General features: G+C 71.1%; 18 protein-coding genes. 10 read left to right on the top strand and 8 right to left on the bottom strand.

The features are described from left to right. From LE548_RS22485 to LE548_RS22475, 3 genes are all read right to left on the bottom strand, one after another. The coding region (locus LE548_RS22485) for a hypothetical protein (protein WP_225098724.1) at positions 1-240 on the bottom strand (240 nt) is incomplete at its 3' end. A gap of 109 nt (positions 241-349) precedes the next feature. Continuing rightward, complete coding sequence (locus tag LE548_RS22480) at positions 350-853, bottom strand: sigma factor-like helix-turn-helix DNA-binding protein (RefSeq protein ID WP_225098723.1); 504 nt, start codon at positions 851-853, stop codon at positions 350-352. 167 nt (positions 854-1,020) lie between these two features. Beyond that, complete coding sequence (locus LE548_RS22475) at positions 1,021-1,524, bottom strand: MarR family winged helix-turn-helix transcriptional regulator (protein ID WP_225098761.1); 504 nt, start codon at positions 1,522-1,524, stop codon at positions 1,021-1,023. A 162-nt stretch (positions 1,525-1,686) separates the two neighbouring features. On the opposite strand from LE548_RS22475, the gene ilvA reads away from it, so the two are divergent. The 3 genes from ilvA (at position 1,687) to LE548_RS22460 (ending at position 4,915) form a co-directional block, all read left to right on the top strand. Further along, positions 1,687-2,916: a threonine ammonia-lyase gene (gene ilvA / locus LE548_RS22470; RefSeq protein ID WP_225098722.1), complete on the top strand. Its 1,230-nt coding sequence runs from the start codon at positions 1,687-1,689 to the stop codon at positions 2,914-2,916. A gap of 143 nt (positions 2,917-3,059) precedes the next feature. After that, complete coding sequence (locus LE548_RS22465) at positions 3,060-4,061, top strand: ATP-binding cassette domain-containing protein (RefSeq protein ID WP_225098721.1); 1,002 nt, start codon at positions 3,060-3,062, stop codon at positions 4,059-4,061. After that, complete coding sequence (locus LE548_RS22460) at positions 4,058-4,915, top strand: ABC transporter permease (RefSeq protein ID WP_225098720.1); 858 nt, start codon at positions 4,058-4,060, stop codon at positions 4,913-4,915. The genes LE548_RS22465 and LE548_RS22460 overlap by 4 nt, the downstream gene beginning before the upstream one ends. Positions 4,916-5,021: 106 nt before the next feature. Here LE548_RS22460 and greA read toward each other — a convergent pair whose 3' ends face one another. Both greA and LE548_RS22450 read right to left on the bottom strand, forming a co-directional pair. Further along, the gene (gene greA / locus LE548_RS22455; protein WP_225098719.1) at positions 5,022-5,522 is read right to left on the bottom strand and encodes a transcription elongation factor GreA; all 501 of its coding nucleotides are present in this window, start codon (positions 5,520-5,522) and stop codon (positions 5,022-5,024) included. Between the two features lie 189 nt (positions 5,523-5,711). Continuing rightward, entirely contained in the window at positions 5,712-6,110 is a 399-nt protein-coding gene (locus LE548_RS22450; RefSeq protein ID WP_225098718.1) for a DUF4307 domain-containing protein, read from the bottom strand. A gap of 113 nt (positions 6,111-6,223) precedes the next feature. Between LE548_RS22450 and mca the strand changes: the two genes are divergently transcribed. Both mca and LE548_RS22440 read left to right on the top strand, forming a co-directional pair. Then, the gene (mca, locus tag LE548_RS22445; protein WP_225098717.1) at positions 6,224-7,105 is read left to right on the top strand and encodes a mycothiol conjugate amidase Mca; all 882 of its coding nucleotides are present in this window, start codon (positions 6,224-6,226) and stop codon (positions 7,103-7,105) included. Next, on the top strand, positions 7,098-7,337 hold the full coding sequence (locus LE548_RS22440; RefSeq protein ID WP_225098716.1) for a hypothetical protein: 240 nt from the start codon (positions 7,098-7,100) through the stop codon (positions 7,335-7,337). The genes mca and LE548_RS22440 overlap by 8 nt, the downstream gene beginning before the upstream one ends. Before the next feature lie 9 nt (positions 7,338-7,346). Here the strand turns inward: LE548_RS22440 and LE548_RS22435 are convergent, their stop codons facing one another. Continuing rightward, positions 7,347-10,550 carry a tetratricopeptide repeat protein gene (locus LE548_RS22435; RefSeq protein ID WP_225098715.1) on the bottom strand — a complete coding sequence of 1,068 codons (3,204 nt, stop codon included), beginning with the start codon at positions 10,548-10,550 and terminating at the stop codon, positions 7,347-7,349. A gap of 163 nt (positions 10,551-10,713) precedes the next feature. Here LE548_RS22435 and LE548_RS22430 point away from each other — a divergent pair, with 163 nt between their 5' ends. The 5 genes from LE548_RS22430 (at position 10,714) to LE548_RS22410 (ending at position 19,546) form a co-directional block, all read left to right on the top strand. After that, on the top strand, positions 10,714-12,828 hold the full coding sequence (locus tag LE548_RS22430) for a thioredoxin domain-containing protein (protein ID WP_225098714.1): 2,115 nt from the start codon (positions 10,714-10,716) through the stop codon (positions 12,826-12,828). 244 nt (positions 12,829-13,072) lie between these two features. Beyond that, positions 13,073-14,341 carry a glycosyltransferase gene (locus tag LE548_RS22425; RefSeq protein WP_225098713.1) on the top strand — a complete coding sequence of 423 codons (1,269 nt, stop codon included), beginning with the start codon at positions 13,073-13,075 and terminating at the stop codon, positions 14,339-14,341. Further along, positions 14,338-15,984, top strand: a complete 1,647-nt coding sequence (locus LE548_RS22420; RefSeq protein ID WP_225098712.1) for a glycosyltransferase family 39 protein — start codon at positions 14,338-14,340, stop codon at positions 15,982-15,984. Before LE548_RS22425 ends, LE548_RS22420 begins: the two co-directional genes overlap by 4 nt. Continuing rightward, positions 15,981-17,150: a glycosyltransferase family 2 protein gene (locus LE548_RS22415; RefSeq protein ID WP_225098711.1), complete on the top strand. Its 1,170-nt coding sequence runs from the start codon at positions 15,981-15,983 to the stop codon at positions 17,148-17,150. The genes LE548_RS22420 and LE548_RS22415 overlap by 4 nt, the downstream gene beginning before the upstream one ends. Beyond that, the gene (locus tag LE548_RS22410; RefSeq protein WP_225098710.1) at positions 17,147-19,546 is read left to right on the top strand and encodes a galactose oxidase-like domain-containing protein; all 2,400 of its coding nucleotides are present in this window, start codon (positions 17,147-17,149) and stop codon (positions 19,544-19,546) included. The genes LE548_RS22415 and LE548_RS22410 overlap by 4 nt, the downstream gene beginning before the upstream one ends. A 105-nt stretch (positions 19,547-19,651) precedes the next feature. On the opposite strand, the gene LE548_RS22405 is transcribed toward LE548_RS22410, so the two are convergent. After that, on the bottom strand, positions 19,652-20,383 hold the full coding sequence (locus LE548_RS22405; RefSeq protein WP_225098709.1) for a Mut7-C ubiquitin/RNAse domain-containing protein: 732 nt from the start codon (positions 20,381-20,383) through the stop codon (positions 19,652-19,654). A 33-nt stretch (positions 20,384-20,416) separates the two neighbouring features. After that, on the bottom strand, positions 20,417-21,049 hold the full coding sequence (locus tag LE548_RS22400; RefSeq protein WP_225098708.1) for a TetR/AcrR family transcriptional regulator: 633 nt from the start codon (positions 21,047-21,049) through the stop codon (positions 20,417-20,419).

The raw sequence follows: 21,049 nt of genomic DNA, 5'->3' as shown, positions 1-21,049 counted from the left end.
GCCCGTGAGCGGCGTCGTCCGGGAGGGCGGCTGCGTCCACGGGTGCACGCGAGCCGCCCACACGCCGAACGCGACGGCCAGGGCCCACGCCAGCAGCCACAGCACCCGGCGGACCAGCCGCCCGCGCCGCAGCAGGCGCTCGCCACGGCGCATCGCCTCCGCGCACAGGTCCGGCGGCACCGGCGCCGGTGCCCGTTCCATGATCTGCCGTACGGCGGCCTCCCGCTCGGGCCGTTTCATGGCACCCTCCCCGCGCGCGCGGAAGTCATCACGTCCCCCGCGCGCGCAGGCCGCGTGCCTGCACCGCATACGCCGGGCCGTTCACGGCGGCCATGCCGGCCGTACCGCCTCATGACGGCGCCGTCTTCGTGCCCACCGCGCGCGGGGCGGCCGGGCGGGCCGGGTGCAGCAGGGTGGCCGTGGCACGGTCGCAGAGGGTGTGCACGCGCTCGGCCGGCAGCCCCAGCAGGGCCGCGGTCTGCTGCTCGGCGACGCCTTCGTAGAGCCGCAGTACGAGGATCAGCCGTTCCTGCGGGGCGAGGGCGGCGAGCGGACTGCGTGGATCCGGCCGGGCGCCGCCGAGCACGCGGTACTGATGCCAGGTCGCGCGCGCGAAGCGGCCGGCGAGGTACTGGCGGGCGCAGTCGTACGGGTCCTCGCCGCGCAGCCGGTCCCAGCGTGCGTACGTGTGGGCGAGCGCGAGGGTCAGCAGCCGCCGCGCGCGTGGGTTGTCGTCCGGCGCCTCCGCCGTGAGCAGCGTGGCGGCATGCAGCAGGCGCCCGCCCGCGCCCGCGACGAATGCCTCGAACTCCCGGGCCCGGCGGGTATGTCGGGCCACCTGCCGATCGCGCACCGCGCCTCCCCCCGACGGGGGCCCTGTCCGGTACGGGACAGGTGAACCGCGTACGACGCAGGACCCGGTCTCATATGAGGCCAGCGGCGGCCCCGGGTCAAGAGTCCGGAACCCACCGGTGCCGACCGTGTACCCGGGCGCGAGCCGACGGTGAGTGCCCGGCGCGTTCAGGAGGCCGGCGGCTGCTCTCCCTGTGCGGTGCCCGGTGCCATCCGCGCGGAGAGGGCGCGGTTGAAACGGGTCAGGAGCGAGCAGAACTGCTCGCGCTCCTCCGGTGCCCAGTCGTGGGTCAGCTCGGCCATCAGCTGACGCCGGGAGGAGCGCACCTCCTCCAGCCGGGCGGACCCGCGCGGGGACAGCTGAAGCACCACGGCGCGCCCGTCCTCGGGGTGCGAGGTGCGCTTGACGAGCCCGGTGTCGACCAGTGGGGCCACCTGCCGGGTGACCGTGGAGGAGTCGATGCCCATGCTCGCGGCGAGCGCCTTGACGCCCATCGGGCCTTCCCGGTCAAGGCGGTTGAGCAGCAGATACGCCGCCCGGTCCATGGAGTTGCGCACCTGCCCGACACCGCCGAGACGGGTCTGTTCGGCACGGCGGGCGAACACCGCCACCTCGTGCTGGAGGGTGTCGAGAAGACCGGTGTCACCGACGGTCGTCATGTCCATCGACATTTCAGGTGTTGTGGGCATGGCCGGAGGCTCACTTCATGAAGGGCTGCTGGGTTGGGGGACAGAGTACGCGGCCCGGGGGCGGACCGTACCGGCGCTGCGCAAACCGGTCTCGGAGCTTGGTCACACCCGCCGCGCGCGGGCGTGAACTGCGATGCTGGAGTCATGAGCTACGGCACGGCTGACTCCCTGCGTTCCGTCACCCTCGACGATGTGCGCGGGGCCCAGAAGATGCTCTCGGGCGTCGCACGGGTGACCGCGATGGAGGGCAGCCGGCACCTGTCCCAGCTGGTCGGCGCGCCGGTGCAGCTCAAGTGCGAGAACCTCCAGCGGACCGGCTCGTTCAAGCTGCGCGGCGCCTACGTGCGCATCGCCGGGCTGCTGCCGGAGGAGCGGGCGGCCGGGGTGGTGGCCGCGAGCGCGGGCAACCACGCGCAGGGCGTGGCGCTGGCCTCCGCGCTCCTGGGCGTGCACGCCACGGTGTTCATGCCGAAGGGCGCGCCACTGCCGAAGATCAGCGCGACCCGCGAGTACGGCGCCGAGGTGCGGCTGCACGGTCAGGTGGTCGACGAGACGCTGGCCGCCGCCGAGGAGTACGCGGCCGAGACGGGCGCGGTGTTCATCCACCCCTTCGACCACCCGGACGTGATCGCCGGTCAGGGCACGGTGGGCCTGGAGATCCTGGAGCAGTGCCCGGAGGTGCGCACGATCGTCGTGGGCATGGGCGGCGGCGGGCTCGCGGCCGGTATCGCGGTCGCGGTGAAGGCGATCCGGCCGGACGTCAGGGTCGTCGGCGTGCAGGCGCAGGGCGCGGCGGCCTATCCGCCCTCGCTGGCCGCCGGGCACCCGGTGTCGGTGCGGAACCCGGCGACGATGGCCGACGGCATCAAGGTGGGGCGGCCGGGCGCGGTGCCGTTCGGGATCGTCAAGGACCTGGTCGACGAGGTGCGCACGGTCACCGAGGATCAGTTGTCGGCGGCGCTGCTGCTGTGCCTGGAGCGGGCCAAGCTGGTCGTGGAGCCGGCCGGGGCGAGCCCGGTGGCGGCGCTGCTGGGCGCGCCGGACGCCTTCGAGGGCCCGGTCGTCGCGGTGCTCTCCGGCGGCAACGTCGACCCGGTGCTGTTGCAGCGCGTGCTGCGGCACGGCATGGCCGCACAGGGCCGCTACCTGGCGGTACGGCTGCGGCTGACGGACCGGCCGGGCGCGCTCGCCACGCTGCTCGGGGTCTTGTCAGTGGTCGACGCTAATGTCCTCGACGTGAGCCACGTACGTACCGATCCCCGGCTGGGGCTCACCGAGGCGGAGGTGGAGCTGCACCTGGAGACGAAGGGTCCGGTGCACTGCGCCGAGGTCGGCCAGGCTCTGCGGGACGCTGGCTACACGGTCATCGACTGACCCGGCGCCGGGCGCTGCCTGCCCGAAAAGCACCACCGTCACTCGTTCGGGCAAACCCATTGAGAGACGCGATACATCGCGTTATGGTGTGTCGCATGTCCGGAGAACCCGGACGACGAATCCCTGACGACGTGGAGACTGACATGCCAGGCGCCATCTATGCCGAAGGCCTGGTGAAGACCTTCGGTGACGTAAGGGCTCTGGACGGCGTCGACCTCGATGTGCCCGAGGGCACGGTCCTCGGCCTGCTCGGGCCGAACGGCGCCGGCAAGACGACGGCCGTCCGCTGCCTGACGACCCTGCTGCGCCCCGACAGCGGCAAGGCGGTCGTCGCGGGCGTGGACGTGCTCAAGCACCCCGACGCCGTGCGCCGTTCCATCGGCCTGTCCGGCCAGTTCGCGGCGGTCGACGAGTATCTGACCGGCCGGGAGAACCTGCAGATGGTCGGCAGGCTGTACCAGATGCGGGCGAAACCGGCGAAGGCGCGCGCGGCGGAGCTGCTGGAGCAGTTCCACCTCACGGATGCCGCCGACCGCCCCGCCAAGACCTACTCCGGAGGCATGCGCCGCCGGCTCGACCTCGCCGCGGCCCTGGTGGTCTCGCCCCCGGTGATGTTCATGGACGAGCCGACGACCGGCCTCGACCCGCGCAACCGCCAGCAGCTGTGGGAGGTCATCAAACAGCTCGTCTCCGGTGGGACGACCCTGTTGCTCACCACGCAGTATCTGGAGGAGGCCGACCACCTCGCCCATGACATCGCGGTGGTCGACCACGGCCGGGTCATCGCCCAGGGCACCTCCGACCAGCTCAAGGCCCGCACCGGCGGTGAGCGCGTCGAGGTCGTGGTGCACGAGCGCGACCACATCGCGACCGCCGCCCAGGTCCTGGGGAGCTTCGGCAAAAGCGACACCACCGTCGAGGAGCACACCCGCAAGCTCACGGTCCCCGTCACCGGCGGCGCGAAGCTGCTCGCCGAGATCATCCGGGAGCTGGACACCCGGGGCATCGAGATAGACGACATCGGGCTGCGCCGCCCCACCCTCGACGACGTCTTCCTGTCGCTGACCGGCCACATGGCCGAGACCGCCGGCCCGGCCGGGCAGGACAAGACCCGCACGGACAACGGCAAGGAGACCGCGAAATGAGCACCCTCACCGAGCCCGTGCGCGTGAGCCTGCCGGGCAACCCTGTCAGCCGGTCCGTCCGCGACTCGATGGTCATCGCGCAACGCAATCTGATCAGGATGTCCAGGATCCCTGAGATGATCATCTACGGGCTCATCCAGCCCATCATGTTCGTGGTGCTGTTCACCTACGTCTTCGGCGGTTCCATGCGGATCGGTGGCAGCAGCAGCGCCGTCGACTACAAGAACTTCCTCATGGCCGGCATCTTCGCGCAGACCGTCACGTTCGCGACCGCCAGCTCCGGTGCCGGTATCGCCGACGACATGCACAAGGGGCTGATCGACCGGTTCCGTTCCCTGCCGATGGCCCGTGGCGCGGTGCTGACCGGGCGTACGCTCGCCGATCTGGTGCAGACGGCCGTCACGCTGGTCGTGCTGGCCGTGGTCGCCGTGGTGGTCGGCTGGCGGGTCGGGTCCGACGGATCCACGAACGCCGGCAAGGTGCTCGCGGCCTTCGGCCTGCTGCTCCTGCTCGGCTACGCGTTCACCTGGATCGGCGCGCTGATCGGCATGTCCGTCCGTACCCCCGAGGCGGCCACGTCCAGCGGGCTGATCTGGCTCTTCCCGGTCACGTTCATCTCCAACGCCTTCGTGGACCCGGCCCACATGACCCCGTGGCTGCGGCACGTGGCCGAGTGGAACCCGTTCAGCGCCACCGCGCAGGCCTGCCGTGTGCTGTTCGCCAACCCCGGGCGCTCCGCCTCGCACGCCTGGCCGATGGAGCACCCGGTCTGGGCCTCGCTGATCTACTCGATACTGATCATCGCGGTCTTCCGCACCCTCGCGGTGCGCAAGTACCGCTCGGCCACCGCCTGACGGCCCCGGACACGGCGAAGCCCCCGGTGTCCGCGCGATCCGGCGGACACCGGGGGCCCGAGGCCAGGCAAGGCAGAGGCTGCCGGGCGAGGCGGAGGCTGGTGGGTCAGCCCGAGTACGGCACGGCCTTCAGGATCCGCACCGAGGCCTTCTTGCCGTTCGGCAGTTCGTACTCCGCGTCCTCGCCGACCTTGTGGCCGATGACGCCGGCGCCCAGCGGGGACTGCGGCGAGTACGTCTCGATCTCGGAGCTCGCGTACTCGCGGGACGCGAGCAGGAACTCAAGGGTGTCGTCCTCGTCACCGTCGAAGGCGATCGTGACGACCATGCCGGGTGCGACGGCGCCGTCGGCGGAGGCCGGGGCCTCGCCCACCTGGGCGTTTTCGAGAAGCTGGGTCAGCTGCCGGACACGCAGCTCCTGCTTGCCCTGCTCCTCCTTGGCCGCGTGATACCCGCCGTTCTCACGCAGGTCGCCCTCCTCACGCGCGGCCGCGATCTTGGCGGCGATATCCGTGCGCGCAGGACCAGAAAGGTACTCAAGCTCGGCCTTGAGCTTGTCGTACGCCTCCTGGGTCAGCCAGGTGACGTTCTCACTGGTCTGGGTCACAGGGTGCTCCTCGTCGGTACTGGGAATACAAAGCATCGCCCTACCCAGAAGAATGTTCCTTCTTGGGTGGGCGAAACCACGAGCCTAACAATTCGAGAGCGAAAGGGGGAGGACATAAGCCATCAGAATCACATCAACGCAGGTCAGCGTGTACGTGTTCCGGGTGATGGATCAGCCCGGGCGGCCCGTTCAGCCCGTGTGGCAGCCGAGTAGCTCGGCCGTGCTGCCCTTCGCCGTCGTACGGAGCGTGACGACCTGGTCGATCCGTGTGGCGCTGCCGGTGAAGCGGAAGTCCGCGCGGCCCACCTCGGAGCCGTCCGCCGCCTGGGAGCGCAGGGTGCAGTAGCCGTCGGTTCCGGAGTCCTTGTGGACCTCCAGATGCACCTTGACCGCGTTGTCCGAGGCCACGAAGGTGATCACCTGGGCGCTGATCCTGGTCTCGAAGACCTTGTCGTAGGCGAAGTAGCCGACGAGAGCGAGCAGGAGCGTGCCCAGCACCACGGCGGCGACCCTGAGCTTGCGGTCTGCACGCTCGTCCGAGGAGCGGCCGTAGCGGCCCTCGGGCAGCCGCGTGCTCGCCGTGCTCATGATCTTCCTCTCGGCAGAACCGGACCCGGAATTATTCGCCCCCCGATTCCGTCACTATAGAAGCCGCCGATCGCGCCGAAGACACGGGGCGCCGAGTTACCGAGGATTGAGTCTTGACTGACCAGCTGCGACTGATGGCCGTACACGCGCACCCCGACGACGAGTCCAGCAAGGGTGCGGCCACGATGGCGAAGTACGTGTCCGAGGGGGTGGACGTGCTGGTGGTGACCTGCACCGGCGGAGAGCGCGGGTCCATCCTCAATCCGAAGCTCCAGGGCGACAAGTACATCGAGGAGCACATCCACGAGGTACGCAAGAAGGAGATGGACGAGGCCCGCGAGATCCTCGGCGTGGGGCAGGAGTGGCTCGGCTTCGTCGACTCCGGCCTGCCCGAGGGCGACCCGCTGCCCCCGCTGCCCGAGGGCTGCTTCGCCCTGGAGGACGTCGACAAGGCGGCCGGTGAGCTGGTCCGCAAGATCCGCGCCTTCCGCCCGCAGGTGATCACCACCTACGACGAGAACGGCGGCTACCCGCACCCCGACCACATCATGACCCACAAGATCTCCATGGTGGCGTTCGAGGGCGCGGCGGACACCGAGAAGTACCCGGAGGGCGAGTTCGGGCCGGCCTGGCAGCCGCAGAAGCTCTACTACAACCAGGGCTTCAACCGCCCGCGCACCGAGGCACTGCACCACGCGATGCTGGAGCGCGGCCTGGAGTCGCCGTACGGGGACTGGCTCAAGCGCTGGAAGGAGTTCGAGCGCGTCGAGCGCACGCTGACCACGCACATTCCGTGCGCGGACTTCTTCGAGATCCGGGACAAGGCGCTGATCGCGCACGCCACGCAGATCGACCCGGACGGCGGCTGGTTCAAGGTGCCGATGGAGCTCCAGAAGGAGGTCTGGCCGACGGAGGAGTACGAGCTCGCGAAGTCGCTCGTCGATACCTCCCTCCCCGAGGACGACCTCTTCGCGGGCATCCGGGACAATGCCTGACATGAGCGCAAGCGTGAGCCTGGCAGTGACGCACCTCGTCCCCCTCGCCAAGGAGGTCGACCAGAACAAGGTCACCCCCGGTGTCCTCGGCTTCATCGTCTTCGCGGTGATGGCTCTGGCCGTGTGGGGCCTGATGAAGTCGATGAGCAAGCACATGAACAAGGTCGACTTCAAGGAAGCCCCGGACGCCGAGGCGAAGCAGGACGCCGACTCCGCGGCGCGCCGGGGCTGACCCCGGGCGTCAGCGCGCCGCCGGTACCGCCACCCCCATCACCTCCCGGGCGTGGCGGTCCGGTGTCATGCGCAGCCGCCAGGCCTGCCAGCCGGCCTCCAGGCTGACGCCCCGCTCCAGCAGCAAGGCGTACGCCGTGAGGCCCTCGGTCAGCTTCTCGTCCCGCAGCGGATGCGTGGCGCGGGCCAGCTGGGCCAGCTCCTCCTGGGCGACGGCCGTGCCGACCTCCGTGCCGCCCGGCGCCGCGTACGGCAGCAGGGTGCAGCGCAGGAAGCGGGCCCAGTCCTCGCCGCGCAGGTCGCCGTAGGAGGCGAACAGATCGCGTGCCTCGTCGCACAGGGCCAGCGCCGCTTGCGTGCGCGCATTGCCCGCGTCGACCACGGCCAGCTCCAGGCAGGTCCACGCCTCGCCGTGGGCGACGCCGATGCGCTGGAAGTCGGCGCGGGCGTCCACGAGGAGCTGCCGGGCGAAGCCGGAGTTGCGCAGCGAACCGGTCTGCGCGGCCCGCTGGTCGCGGGTGACCCGGGCCGAGTGGTGCCGGGCGCAGGCCAGGCCGTAGACGTCGCGCATCCGGGAGAACATCGTGCGGGACCGTTCGAGGGCGCGGACCGACGGGTCCAGCTCCCCGGACTCCTCCAGCGCCTGGCCCAGGTAGTACAGCGTCCAGGCCTCGCCGCGCGCGTCCTCGTTCTCCCGGTGCCGGGCGGCCGCCTGCCTGAGGCCCTCCACGGCCGGTGCGGGGTCGCCGTTCACCAGGCGGGCGCGGGCCAGCTGGGTCAGCGCCCACGCCTCGCCGCGCGCGTCGCGCGTGCGGCCGTACCGCTCCAGGGCGGCCCGCAGCTCCGTCTCCGCGCGCGGTACGTCGCCCATCCGCAGCGCCAGCTGGCCGAGCTGGAAGTGCGCCCAGGCCTCGCCGTGCACCGAGCCGCCCTCGTGGTGCAGCACCAGGGAGCGGGTGAGCAGCTCCAACGCCTCCGACAGCCGGGCCCGGTCGCGCTGGACGGCCGCCAGGGCGTGCATCGTCCAGGCCCGGTCGGTCGCCAGCTCCGGCGCCGCCTGCAGATCCAGCGCCTCCTGGAGTTTGGCGGCGGCCTCGGTGAGATTGCCCTGGTGGTGCAGGGTGATGCCGAGCGAGCACAGGGCGCGGGCCGCACCGGCGTCGTGGTGGGCCTCCCGGTACAGGTCCACCACCGAGGCCAGTGTGGTGCGCGCCTTGTCCAGCTCGCCCAGCTGCCGGGCCGCGATACCGGTGCGCCACTGCACCGAGCGCACCAGCAGCCCCTGGTCCACGGCCTGCGCCAGCTCGCTGATCTCGCCGAGCCGGTACAGGTCGCCGCGCAGCAGGCAGTAGTCGCACAGCGCGCCCAGCAGGTTCAGCACCGCCGCCTGGTTCACGCCCTCCGCCTGGCGCAGGGCCGCCGTGATGAAGCTGGACTCGTCGTCCAGCCAGCGCAGCGCCTCGTCGAGCGAGGTGAAGCCGTGCGGGCCGAACTGGTGCGAGCGCGTCGACATGTTCCCGTCGACCAGGCGCAGTACGGAGTCGGCCAGGTCCGCGTAGTTCACGATCAGCCGTTCCTGGGCCGCCGTGCGCTCAGCCGGGTCCTCCTCGTCCAGCAGCCTGGCCTGGGCGAAGGCGCGCACCAGGCTGTGCAGCCGGTAGCGGTTGCCGCGGACGTGGTCGAGCAGTCCGGCGCGGGCGAGGGCGACGAGGTGCCGGGTGGCCTCGGCCTCGTCCGTGCCGAGCAGGGCGGCGGCCGCCGCCGCGCCGAGCGAGGCCCGCCCGGCGAGCGCGAGCCTGCGCAGCAGCCGGCGGGAGGGCTCCGGCTGGTCGGTGTAGCGCAGCCACAGGGCGCGCTCCACCGGCTCCACCGGGCCGTACACGCTCAGGTCCGCCGCCAGTTGCCGGGGTGAGCGGGGGCCGAGTGCGGAGCCCGCGATCCGCAAGGCCAGCGGCAGTCCGCCGCACAGGTCCCGGATTCGTTCGGCGGACTCGGCGTCGTACGGGCCGGACGTGTCTTCGGCGGCGGCGCTCAGCAGCTCCTCGGCGCCCGCCGCGTCCAGTGCCTCGACCGGCAGGTGGTGCACCCAGGCCGGCAGGTCCGCGGGCAGGTCGAGGGCCGTGCGGGCGGTGACCAGGACCAGGCTGTCGGAGCGCTCGGGCACCAGCGCCCGCACCTGTTCCGGGTCCGAGGCGTCGTCCAGCACGATCGTCACGGGCAGACCGGTCAGCTGCTGGTGATACAGCTCGGCGAGCCGCTTGAGCTGCTGGTCGGGGGAGGAGCGCTCCCGGAACAGCAGCTGTTCGCGGGGTGCGCCGAGCCGGTTGAGCAGATGCAGCAGGGCGTCGCGGGTGGGCAGCGGGGTCTCCTCCCGGCCGCCGCCGCGCAGGTCCACGACCACCGCGCCGCGGAAGTGGTCGCGCAGATCGTGTGCCGCGCGCACGGCGAGCGTGGTCCGGCCGGAGCCGGGTTCGCCGTGCAGGACGACCACCGTCGGCCGGGTCTCGGTGGCCGCCCGCGCGGCCTGCGCCCACTGTCTGATGCGTGCCAGCTCCGCCCGGCGTCCCGAGAACCGGCCGTCCGGCTCGGGCAGCTGGCCGAACGACTGCTCCAGCACCGTGCGTCTGCGGGCCGCCGCGCTCTTGTCGGCGCCGCGCAGGGTGGGGCTCGCGGTCTTCTTCCGGCCCGTGGAGGCGCTGAGCATTCGCTGCTGGTCGAGGAAGGGGCGGATGCCCCGCACCTCCAGAGCGGTCAGCCACTGCAGCCGTAACTGCTCCGCACCGCCGGGCTGGCCCGCGGCGCCGGCCCGGTGATGGGCGGCCGGCAGATGGGTGCCGGCCACCTTCACCACGGTCGCGGCGGCACCGACCGCCCCGGCGGCCACGCCGGCACCGACCGCCGTGCCCGTACCGGTGCCCAGGGAGAGGTCGGCCACCGCCGCGGCGACCGCGGCGACGGCCGCCACCAGCAGGGCCGTTCCGGCGCCGTCGCGGGCGTAGCGCTGCCCGAAGGTCAGCCGGCCCGCCTCGGCCTCGTCCAGTGCGCGGGTGTACGCCTCGTACTCCTCGCCGGCCGACCCGGCCATCGCGTCCAGCTCACCGCGCGCCCGCGACAGCAGCACCTGCCCGTCGACCCGTCCGCCCGAGCGGCGCACCTCCTCCTCCACGGCCCGCTCCAGCAGCCGCTCGGCCTCCGCCCGATGGCTCTCCCGCATGTCCAGTCCCCTCCGGCGGCAACATCCTTGGCTTACGAGTGTCCTTCGAGCCGGACCGGATGGCGAGGGTGCGACGATCAGCGGACCGGTGAGGATTTCGTGCGGGCACGCCCGGCGAGGACGGGTTTCTCCGCCGTCCCCGGGCCCGTGGGAGAGTGGAACGGTGAACCGACTGGCGCATGAGACGTCCCCGTACCTCCTCCAGCACGCCGACAACCCCGTCGACTGGTGGCCCTGGTCGGCCGAGGCCTTCGCCGAGGCCCGCGAGGCCGGCAAACCGGTCCTGCTGAGCGTCGGGTACTCCAGCTGCCACTGGTGCCATGTCATGGCTCACGAGTCCTTCGAGGACCAGGCCACCGCGGACTACCTCAACGAGCACTTCGTCAGCGTCAAGGTCGACCGCGAGGAGCGCCCCGACGTCGACGCCGTCTACATGGAGGCCGTCCAGGCCGCCACCGGCCAGGGCGGCTGGCCCATGACCGTGTTCCTCACCCCGGACGCCGAACCCTTCTACTTCGGGACCTACTTCCCGCCCGCGCCCCGGCACGGCATGCCCTCCTTCCGGCAGGTGCTGGAGGGTGTCCGGCAGGCCTGGGACACCCGGCGCGACGAGGTCGGCGAGGTCGCCGGGAAGATCGTGCGCGACCTCGCCCAGCGGGAGATCAGCCACCAGGGCGACCGCGTGCCCGGCGAGGAGGAACTCGCCCAGGCCCTTCTCGGTCTCACCCGGGAGTACGACCCGCAGCGCGGCGGATTCGGCGGGGCGCCGAAGTTCCCGCCGTCGATGGTCCTGGAGTTCCTGCTGCGCCACCACGCGCGCACCGGCTCCGAGGGCGCCCTCCAGATGGCCCAGGACACCTGCGAGCGCATGGCCCGGGGCGGGATCTACGACCAGCTGGGCGGCGGGTTCGCCCGCTACTCCGTCGACCGTGACTGGGTCGTGCCGCATTTCGAGAAGATGCTGTACGACAACGCGCTGCTGTGCCGTGTGTACGCCCATCTCTGGCGGGCCACCGGGTCGGACCTCGCCCGGCGCGTCGCGCTGGAGACCGCGGACTTCCTGGTCCGTGAACTGCGCACGGACGAGGGCGGGTTCGCCTCCGCGCTCGATGCCGACAGCGAAGAGGAGGTGTCGCGCGACGGGGGTGCCGCCGGACGGAGTCCGGTGGAGCGTCTTCAGAAGGATGGTGGCGGGAGCCGGGAGGGCGGCAGTGGGCGGCACGTCGAGGGGGCGTACTACGTCTGGACGCCCGAGCAGCTGCGCGCCGCCCTCGGGGACGCGGACGGCGACCTCGCTGCCCAGTACTTCGGGGTGACCGACGAGGGTACCTTCGAGCACGGGCAGTCCGTTCTCCAACTGCCGCAGACGGAAGGTGTCTTCGACGCCGAGAAGGTCGGCTCCATGCGCACCCGGCTGCTCGCCGAGCGCGCCGGACGCCCTGCCCCTGGCCGGGACGACAAGGTCGTCGCCGCCTGGAACGGGCTCGCGATCGCCGCGCTCGCCGAGACCGGCGCCTACTTCGACCGTCCCGACCTGATCGAGGCCGCACTCGGTGCCGCCGACCTCCTCGTGCGCGTGCACCTCGACGAGCACGCCCGGCTGGCCCGCACCAGCAAGGACGGCCGCGTCGGCCCCAACGCCGGGGTGCTGGAGGACTACGGCGACGTCGCCGAGGGCTTCCTCGCGCTCGCCTCCGTGACGGGGGAGGGCGTCTGGCTCGACTTCGCCGGGCTGCTCCTCGACCATGTGCTCACCCGGTTCGCCGACCCCGACACCGGCGCGCTCTACGACACCGCCGCCGACGCCGAGCGGCTCATCCGCCGCCCGCAGGACCCCACCGACAACGCCACCCCGTCGGGATGGACCGCGGCGGCCGGTGCCCTGCTCGGCTATGCCGCGCACACCGGATCGGAGGCGCACCGGACGGCGGCCGAGCGGGCGCTGGGTGTCGTCACCACGCTCGGGCCGCGCGTGCCGCGGTTCATCGGCTGGGGGCTCGCCGTCGCCGAGGCCCTCCTCGACGGGCCGAAGGAGATCGCCGTCGTCGGCACCTCGCCGGCCGACAAGGAGACAACCGCCCTGCACCGCACGGCACTTCTGGGGACGGCCCCCGGGGCCGTCGTGGCCGTCGGGGCTCCGGAGAGCGATGAGTTCCCGCTGCTCTCCGGCCGCTCGCTGGTGGCAGGTCAACCTGCGGTTTACGTCTGCCGTAACTTTACGTGCGACGCCCCGACGACGGATCCGGAACGGCTGCGGGCGGCCCTGAACCCGCGCTGATCAGCCGAAACGCAGTGGAAAGCGGTTGCACCGAAGTGTCCGGATGTGGGCAGGTGTTCGGATAGATACCGCTTCCCACCCCTTCCCGCCCCTTCTCTCCCCCCATCCCGAAACAAGCTCTTTATCGGAAGACCTCCCAGACTTCACAGATCCCACCTACGCTCTCCACATCGACACAACGGGTGACCGGTGATGACCGACCGTTGTGTGCACAGGGGGTTTCAGGGGGATCTGGGGGGATCTTTTGCTGACGTCTGTCTTCATCGCTGCCGTTTCGCTTGCCCTTTTCTGGATGGCGGCCTTCACTCTGTGGTGGCAGATGCACGCGTGGCGTACGCCCGAGGTGCTGGCCTCCACCCGGTTCGGCAGACCGGACGGCGACGAACACCTGTCGTTCTCGCTGCTCGTGCCGGCCCGCCATGAACAGGCGGTGCTCGACCACACCATCCAGCGGCTGCTGGAGTCCACACACACCGACTTCGAGATCATCGTGATCGTCGGCCACGACGACCCGGAGACGAGTGAGGTGGCCCGCGCGGCCGCCGAACGCGACAAGCGCGTCCGGGTCGTCGTCGACACCCACGAGAAGAAGAACAAGCCCAAGGCCATGAACACGGCGCTGCCGCACTGCCGCGGTGACGTCGTCGGGGTCTTCGACGCCGAGGACCAGGTCCATCCGGAGCTGCTCGCGCACGTCGACCACGCCTTCCGTACGACCGACGCGGACGTCGTCCAGGGCGGCGTCCAGCTCATCAACTTCCACTCCAGCTGGTACAGCCTGCGCAACTGCCTGGAGTACTTCTTCTGGTTCCGCTCCCGGCTGCATCTGCACGCGCAGAAGGGGTTCATCCCGCTCGGCGGCAACACCGTCTTCGTCCGGACGGACGTGCTGCGGGCGGCCGACGGCTGGGACCCCGACTGCCTCGCCGAGGACTGTGACCTGGGTGTCCGGTTGTCGTCCGTCGGCAAGAAGGTCGTCGTCGCCTACGACTCCGACATGGTCACCCGTGAGGAGACACCGGGCTCGCTCATGTCGCTGCTCAAGCAGCGCACCCGCTGGAACCAGGGCTTCCTCCAGGTGTACCGGAAGAAGGACTGGCACCAACTGCCGGGATTCGGACAGCGGCTGCTCGCCCGGTACACCCTGATGACCCCGTTCATGCAGGCCTTCGCCGGGGTGATCATCCCGCTGAACGCGGCCGTCGCGCTCTTCCTCGACGTGCCCGTCGGCGTCGCCTTCCTCACCTTCCTGCCGCTGGTCACCGCCGTCGTCACCTTCGTCTTCGAGGTGGTCGGGCTGCATGACTTCGGCGTCCAGTACGGCCTCAGGGTCCGCTTCGCCCACTACGCCAAGCTCATCGTGGGCGGCCCCTTCTATCAGGTCCTCCTCGCCGGTGCCGCGATCCGCGCCGTGTGGCGCGAGCAACGCGGCCGCAACGACTGGGAGTTGACCTCGCACGTCGGCGCGCACCTCACCGCGGCCGAGCCCCTCCGAGAGGACGTTCCTGCGTGACCTCCACCCTTCCCGCGGTGACCGCAGCGACGGTCCCCGCGCAGCGCCAGGCTGCGCCCACGACACGTTCGACCGGTCGAACGCAGCCTCCGGTACGACTTCGGTCCTCCCGCCCCGACCTGCTGCTCTGCGGTGCGCTGCTCGTGGCGATCCTCGTCGTCCAGAGCTGGAACATCGCCGACTACCCGACCCTCAGCGACGACGAGGGCACCTACCTCGCCCAGGCCTGGGCCGTCCAGCAGGGCAGGGGACTTGCCCACTACACCTACTGGTACGACCACCCGCCGCTCGGCTGGATCCAGATAGCCCTGCTCAGCTGGCTTCCCTCGAAGCTCAGCCCCGGCTCCATGACCGTCGGCACCATGCGCCTCGCCATGCTGCTGATCAGCGGCGTCAGCGCGGTCCTCGTCTACTTCCTCGGCCGCCGCCTCTCCCTGCCGCGCTGGGCCGCCGGACTCGGCATGGCCCTGTTCGGGCTGTCCCCGCTCGCGGTCGTCCTCAGCCGGGAGATCTTCCTCGACAACATCGCCGTGATGTGGCTGCTGCTGGCGTTCTGCCTCGCCGCCTCGCCCAGCCGCCACCTCTGGCACCACTTCGGCGCGGGCCTCGCCGCCGCCGCGGGCGTCCTCACCAAGGAGACGATGCTCGTCGTCCTGCCCGCCCTGCTCGTCACCATGTGGCGGCACAGCCACCGCGACACCCGCAAGTTCGCCCTCACCGGAGCCGTCACCGCCTGCGCCCTGATCGGCTTCTCGTACCCGCTGTTCGCGCTGCTCAAGGGCGAGCTGTTCCCGGGCGCCGGACACGTCTCCCTGTGGGACGGCATCACCTACCAGATGTCCCGGCCCGGGTCCGGCTTCATCCTCGACCAGGGCTCCGGCTCGTACGGCGTGCTGCACTCCTGGCTCTACTACGACCGGGTCCTGCCACTCGGCGGCCTCGCCGGCGCCCTGCTCCTGCTGGTCACCTGGCGCTGGTCGGTCACCGCCCGCGCGCTCGCCGGACCGTCCCTGACCGTGGCCATCCTGGCCGTCGTAGCCCTCAGGCCGAACGGCTATCTGCCCGCCATGTACGTCATCGGCGCCCTGCCCTTCCTCGCCCTGGTACTGGCCGGCGCCGCCGCCTCCGTCGCGCACGCGGTGCTGCGCCGGTGGCGGGCCGAGAGCGAGAAGCGGTACGTCACCGGCGGCCGGTACGCGCTCGCCGCCGTGCTCGCGCTCGCCGCCGGCGCCTACGTCGTACCGCACTGGTACGACGGCGACCGCACCGCCGTCACCGCCGACGCCAACAAGCCCTACCGGCAGGCCTCCCACTGGCTCAGCACGAAGGTCGCGGACCCGAAGGACACCCGCGTCCTCGTCGACGACGCCCTCTGGCTGGACCTCGTACACGCCGGATACCGGCCCGGACTCGGCGCCATCTGGTTCTACAAGGCCGACCTCGACCCGGCCGTCACGAAGACCATGCCGCACGGCTGGCGGGACATCGACTACGTCGTCGCCTCGCCGACCGTCCGCCGCGACGCCAAGGACCTGCCCAACGTCAGGGCCGCCATCCAGCACTCCGCGCCGGTCGCCACCTTCGGCACCGGAGAGGACCGCGTCGAGATCCGGCAGATCCAGGCCACCGGGAGTGCCCGATGAGCGAGTACACCGCCCCTGTACCCGGCCTCGACGACGTCGAGATACCTGAACCCGGCGCCGTCACCCTCGTCGTACCGACCTTCAACGAGTCCGCGAACATCCGTCAACTGCTGCACCACATCACCGAGTCGGTGCCCGCGCGGATGCCGTGCGAGGTCCTCTTCGTGGACGACTCCACCGACGACACCCCCGAGGTCATCCGTGAGGCCGCCGAGGACTGCCCGTACCCGGTGGCCGTACTGCACCGCGAGGAACCCGTCGGCGGGCTCGGCGGGGCGGTGGTCGAGGGACTGAAGGCGGCGGGCTCGGAGTGGATCGTCGTCATGGACGGCGACTGCCAGCATCCGCCGTCCCTGGTACCGGAGTTGATCGCCACCGGGGAGCGTACGAACGCCGGACTGGTCGTCGCCTCCCGGTACATCGCGGGCGGCAGCCGGGCCGGGCTCGCCGGTGGTTACCGGGTCGCCGTCTCGCGCGGCGCGACCTGGCTCGCCAAGGCCCTCTTCCCGCGCCGGCTGCACGGCATCAGCGACCCGATGAGCGGCTTCTTCGCCATCCGGCGCAGCGCGGTCACGGCCGACGCTCTGAAGCCGCTCGGCTACAAGATCCTGCTGGAGCTGGCCGTGCGCAGCCGGCCCCGGCAGGTCGCCGAGGTGCCGTTCGTCTTCCAGGACCGGTACGCGGGCGAGTCCAAGTCCACGGCGCGGGAAGGCTTCCGCTTCCTGCGCCACCTGGCGGGCCTGCGCACCGCGTCCCCGGTCGCCCGCATGATCGGCTTCGGGCTGATCGGGGCGAGCGGCTTCGTGCCCAATCTGGTGGGCCTCGCCGTCCTCACGGGGCTCGGCATGCACTACGTGCTCGCCGAGATCCTCGCCAACCAACTGGGCGTCGCCTGGAACTTCCTGCTCATCGAGCAGCTGCTGTTCCGCGACCGGCGCGCGCACCGCCGCTGGTGGGACCGGCTCGGCCGGTTCGCGCTGCTCGCCAACGCCGACCTCGTGCTGCGGATTCCGCTGATCGCGCTGCTCGTCGACCGGTTCGGCATGGGCGCCCTGCCCGCGACCGCGCTCGCGCTGGTCATGACGTTCGTCCTGCGCTTCGCCGGGACCGAAGCGCTGGTCTATCTCCCCCGTCGCCGGGGGAGCCGAGCAAGGAGAGCCGTGTGAGCCGTAAGTACCGCAGACGGACCGCGCTGGCCGGGGTGGGCGCCCTGACCGCCGGTCTGCTTCTGACCGCACCCCAGCCGGCCGAGGCCGCCAACCTGATCAAGAACCCCGGCTTCGAGACCGCCGGCACGAACGACTTGCCGTACTGCTGGGAGAAGTCCGGCTGGGGCGACAACGACTTCACCTTCGAGACGACCTCGGACGCGCACTCCGGGACCAAGGCCATGAAGGTCACGCTGACCCGCCGGGTCGACGGCGACCGCAAGGCGATGATCACCGAGTCCACCGACTGCGCGCCGGTCGTGACCGTCGGCAAGCAGTACGACCTGGGCCTCTGGTACAAGACCACGACCCCCGACGCGAACGTCACGCTGTTCCGGCACGACACGACGGCCGGCTGGCAGTACTGGACCGACGTCAAGACGCTGGACATGGCCTCGGACTGGACCCAGGCGTCGGTCCGCACCCCCGAGATCCCGGCCGGCACCGACCGCATCACCTGGGGTGTCTCCGTGTACGGCACCGGGTCGGCGACCACCGACGACTACACCATGGACCAGGTGCCGGACGTGATCCCGCCCGCGCAGTGCACCGGCACCAGTGACCAGTGTGCGGGCGGCAGCTGGTCGGTGCTGCCGACGCAGAACCCGGTCCGCTCCATGCACTCCGTCGTGCTGAAGAACGGCAAGGTGCTGCTGATCGCCGGCTCCGGCAACAGCGAGGAGCAGTTCAACGCGGGCACGTTCACGAGCGCGGTGTACAACCCGGCCGACGGCACCTACAAGGTCATCCCGACGCCGAAGGACATGTTCTGCGCGGGCCACGTCCAGCTCCAGGACGGCCGGGTGCTGGTCCTGAGCGGCAACAAGGCGTACCCGGTCGCGGGCGGGCACGGGTACGAGGGCTTCAGGGACTCGTACATCTTCGACCCGACGACGGAGACGTACACCAAGACGAACGACCTGAACGACGGCCACTGGTACCCGTCGGCGACCGAGCTCGGCAACGGTGACGTCATCACCTTCGGCGGGCTGCGCGAGGACTCCACCGGCTCGGTGACCGCCGAGCGCTGGTCGGACGCCCAGCAGCAGTGGCTGCCGACCTGGCAGGTCAACCAGACCTGGTCGTACTGGGGCCTGTACCCGGCGATGATCCTCATGCAGGACGGCCGCCTCTTCTACACGGGCAGCCACGTCTTCGGCAACAACATCCCCGGCACGGGCTCGGCGATCTACGACTACGGCGCCAACACGATCACGCAGATCCCGGGGCTCCAGAACAAGGACCAGCGGGACCAGTCGGCGTCCGTGCTGCTGCCTCCGGCGCAGGACCAGCGGGTGCTGACGATCGGCGGCGGCAACATCGACTCCAACCCCGACGCCAACCGCCTCACGGACCTGATCGACCTCAAGCAGCCGAACCCGTCGTACGTCGCCGGGCCGCCGCTGCCGCAGGGCACGGTCGACCTCGGGAACGGGCCACAGCCGGAGACCGGCGGCCAGGGCAAGATGTACGCCTCCGCCGTGCTGCTGCCCGACGGCAAGGTGCTGGAGACGGGCGGTGCCCTGCACAACCGGGCCAACCCGGTGTACGAGTCCTCGCTGTACGACCCCGGCACCAACACCTTCCAGCAGGTCGCCGCCGACCCCCAGGCCCGCGGCTACCACTCCTCGGCGTTCCTGCTGCCCGACGGCCGGGTGATGGCCACCGGCGACAACCCGGGCAACGGCAGCTGGAACCACAACGTGTCCATCTACACCCCGTCGTACCTCTTCAAGGGCCCCCGGCCGACGATCACCTCGGTGATCAGCCAGGAGTGGAAGTACGGCGACACCCAGCGGATCACGGTGGACCGCCCGATCGCGAAAGCGGAGCTGATCCGCCCGGCGGCGGTGACCCACTCCTCGGACCCGAACCAGCGCTTCGTGGACCTGCCGCTGTCGGTGGACGGCAACAACGTCGACCTGAACGTGACGAACAACCCGAACGTCGCCCCGCCCGGCTGGTACATGCTCTTCGCGGTCGACGCCAACGGCGTTCCGTCCGTTGCCCAGTGGGTCCATCTGACGGGCCCGACGGCCATGACCGCCGCCTCACCGCACGTCCACTCCTTCGCCGACTCCCTGACCGGCAAGGTCTCCGGCCCCGGCAAGAAGCGCACGTCCCAGCAGGTCAGCCCGACGCTCTCCGGCTGCGACCGCCACTACGGCTCGATCAACGTGTGTGTACCGACCGTCTTCCCGCCCGAGGTGAAGAAGACGACGGCCGCACGCTGCGCCTGGCTTCGGGAGAACAACTACGGCCGGCTGAAGGTCAACGGCAGGGACGATCCGCTGGGTCTCGACCCGAACCGGGACGGGGTGGCGTGCGGAAAGGGGGACGTCCGGCGCCGCTGAGGATCATCGCCCCGAGCGTGAGCCGATCCCCCACTGCACGAACACGGCCCCGGGCCTGGCGGACCTCCACCGGGCCCGGGGCCGGACCGGTTTCGGCTCCCGTACTCAATCCCCCTGGGTACGCATGCTCAACGCCCGCTCCACGACCGCCTCCAGCTGGTCGTGGTGGGCGCCCTTCCAGTACGCCCGGCCGCAGGAGGTGCACTGGGCGAAGACGTCGTACGAGCGTTGGGTGCCGCCCTTGAGCTGGTCGGCCAGTTCTTCCTTCGTCGCTTGCTTCAGCAGGCCGTTGCAGGCCGTGCAGCGGGTCCAGGGGTGCAGGGCGGGGGCGAAGCGGTCGAGGACGTCGTGGAGCTGGTCGTCGGGGCGGGTGCTGTAGACGAAGGCGCCCGCCCAGAGTTCACGGCGGCGCAGCAGGCCCCGGTCGCGGCTCAGCATCACGCGTTTCTCGGCTGCCGAGCGGGCCGCCAGCGCCGGGTCGCCGATGTCCGTCGACTCGTACGCCGTGTCCACGCCGAGGAGGCGGAGGCGGCGGGCCAGGGTGCCGAGGTGGACGTCGAGGAGGAAACGGAGCGGGGCGCCGGGGACCTGCTGGGGGCGGGCGACCGGGCGTACGCTCACGTGCTCGCCCGGCCTGGGGATGTGTGACACCGGGACCTCGTGGCCGTCCACCAGCAGGGCGCCCACCTCGGTCAGCGGCACGCCCAGGGACTCGATGACATGGCCGAGGGTGGAGACGCCGTCCGTGGCCAGGGGGGTCGTACCGGCGCGCCGGGACTGCGGTACGAACACATGGAGCGCGGGGGCGACTTCGACGTGGATCTCGGCTGCGTTCACTTCGTCAGCATCCCATGGCGGGCCGGTGCGACCTCAGCGGTTTTCGCCCGGCAGCCCCTGCTCCAGGACGTCCAGGGCCCGGTCCATGAGGTCGCCGAGTTCGCCCGTGAAGTCGTTCTCAGCCCAGTACATGGAGACCTCCATCAGGCCGCCGATGAGGGACATGGCGTAGACGCGGATCTCCAGGCTGCCGGGGTCCAGGCCGGAGCGTTCGGCGAGGACCTCACGGAGCAGGCGGCCGGTCTCCGACATGCTCTCGAACATCCGGGAGCGGACGGCGGGGACCTGCACCGCGAGGTGGGTGCGCATGCGCACCACCTCGGGTCCCTCGGCCATGTTCGCGTCGACGGCCTTGTGCAGCACATGCCGCATCGAGTCCATCCACGACTCGCCGGCGGGCCGGGCACGCAACTCCTCGGCGATCAGCGGGTCGTACTCGTCCGTGAGGACGATGTCCTCCTTGGTCGGGAAGTAGCGGAAGACCGTCGACGGCGACACCTCGGCGCGCTCGGCGATCTGCTCGATCGTCGTCGCGTCGTACCCCTGCTCCTGGATCAGCGCGTACGTCGCGGTGCGGATCGCCTCGCGGGTCTTGATCTTCTTGCGTTCGCGCAGGCCCAGCTGGGGGCGGTCGGCGGGGGAGAGCGGGGAACGTGCGGCCGTCAT

This window comes from Streptomyces sp. CoH27 (assembly GCF_020181035.1).
Classification (GTDB): domain Bacteria; phylum Actinomycetota; class Actinomycetes; order Streptomycetales; family Streptomycetaceae; genus Streptomyces; species Streptomyces camelliae.
The sequence above is the reverse complement of the archived record's forward strand: the minus strand, read 5'-3'. Positions and strand labels throughout refer to the sequence as shown.

Excerpts from the sequence above, each read along its gene's own strand:
- LE548_RS22415 (WP_225098711.1), top strand. The coding sequence starts at position 15,981 with ATGAGCGAGTACACCGCCCCTGTACCCGGCCTCGACGACGTCGAGATA.
- LE548_RS22450 (WP_225098718.1), bottom strand. The coding sequence starts at position 6,110 with ATGAGCACGGCGAGCACGCGGCTGCCCGAGGGCCGCTACGGCCGCTCC.
- LE548_RS22465 (WP_225098721.1), top strand. The coding sequence starts at position 3,060 with ATGCCAGGCGCCATCTATGCCGAAGGCCTGGTGAAGACCTTCGGTGAC.
- LE548_RS22440 (WP_225098716.1), top strand. The coding sequence starts at position 7,098 with ATGCCTGACATGAGCGCAAGCGTGAGCCTGGCAGTGACGCACCTCGTC.
- LE548_RS22435 (WP_225098715.1), bottom strand. The coding sequence starts at position 10,550 with ATGCGGGAGAGCCATCGGGCGGAGGCCGAGCGGCTGCTGGAGCGGGCC.
- LE548_RS22400 (WP_225098708.1), bottom strand. The coding sequence starts at position 21,049 with ATGACGGCCGCACGTTCCCCGCTCTCCCCCGCCGACCGCCCCCAGCTG.
- ilvA (WP_225098722.1), top strand. The coding sequence starts at position 1,687 with ATGAGCTACGGCACGGCTGACTCCCTGCGTTCCGTCACCCTCGACGAT.
- LE548_RS22460 (WP_225098720.1), top strand. The coding sequence starts at position 4,058 with ATGAGCACCCTCACCGAGCCCGTGCGCGTGAGCCTGCCGGGCAACCCT.
- LE548_RS22475 (WP_225098761.1), bottom strand. The coding sequence starts at position 1,524 with ATGTCGATGGACATGACGACCGTCGGTGACACCGGTCTTCTCGACACC.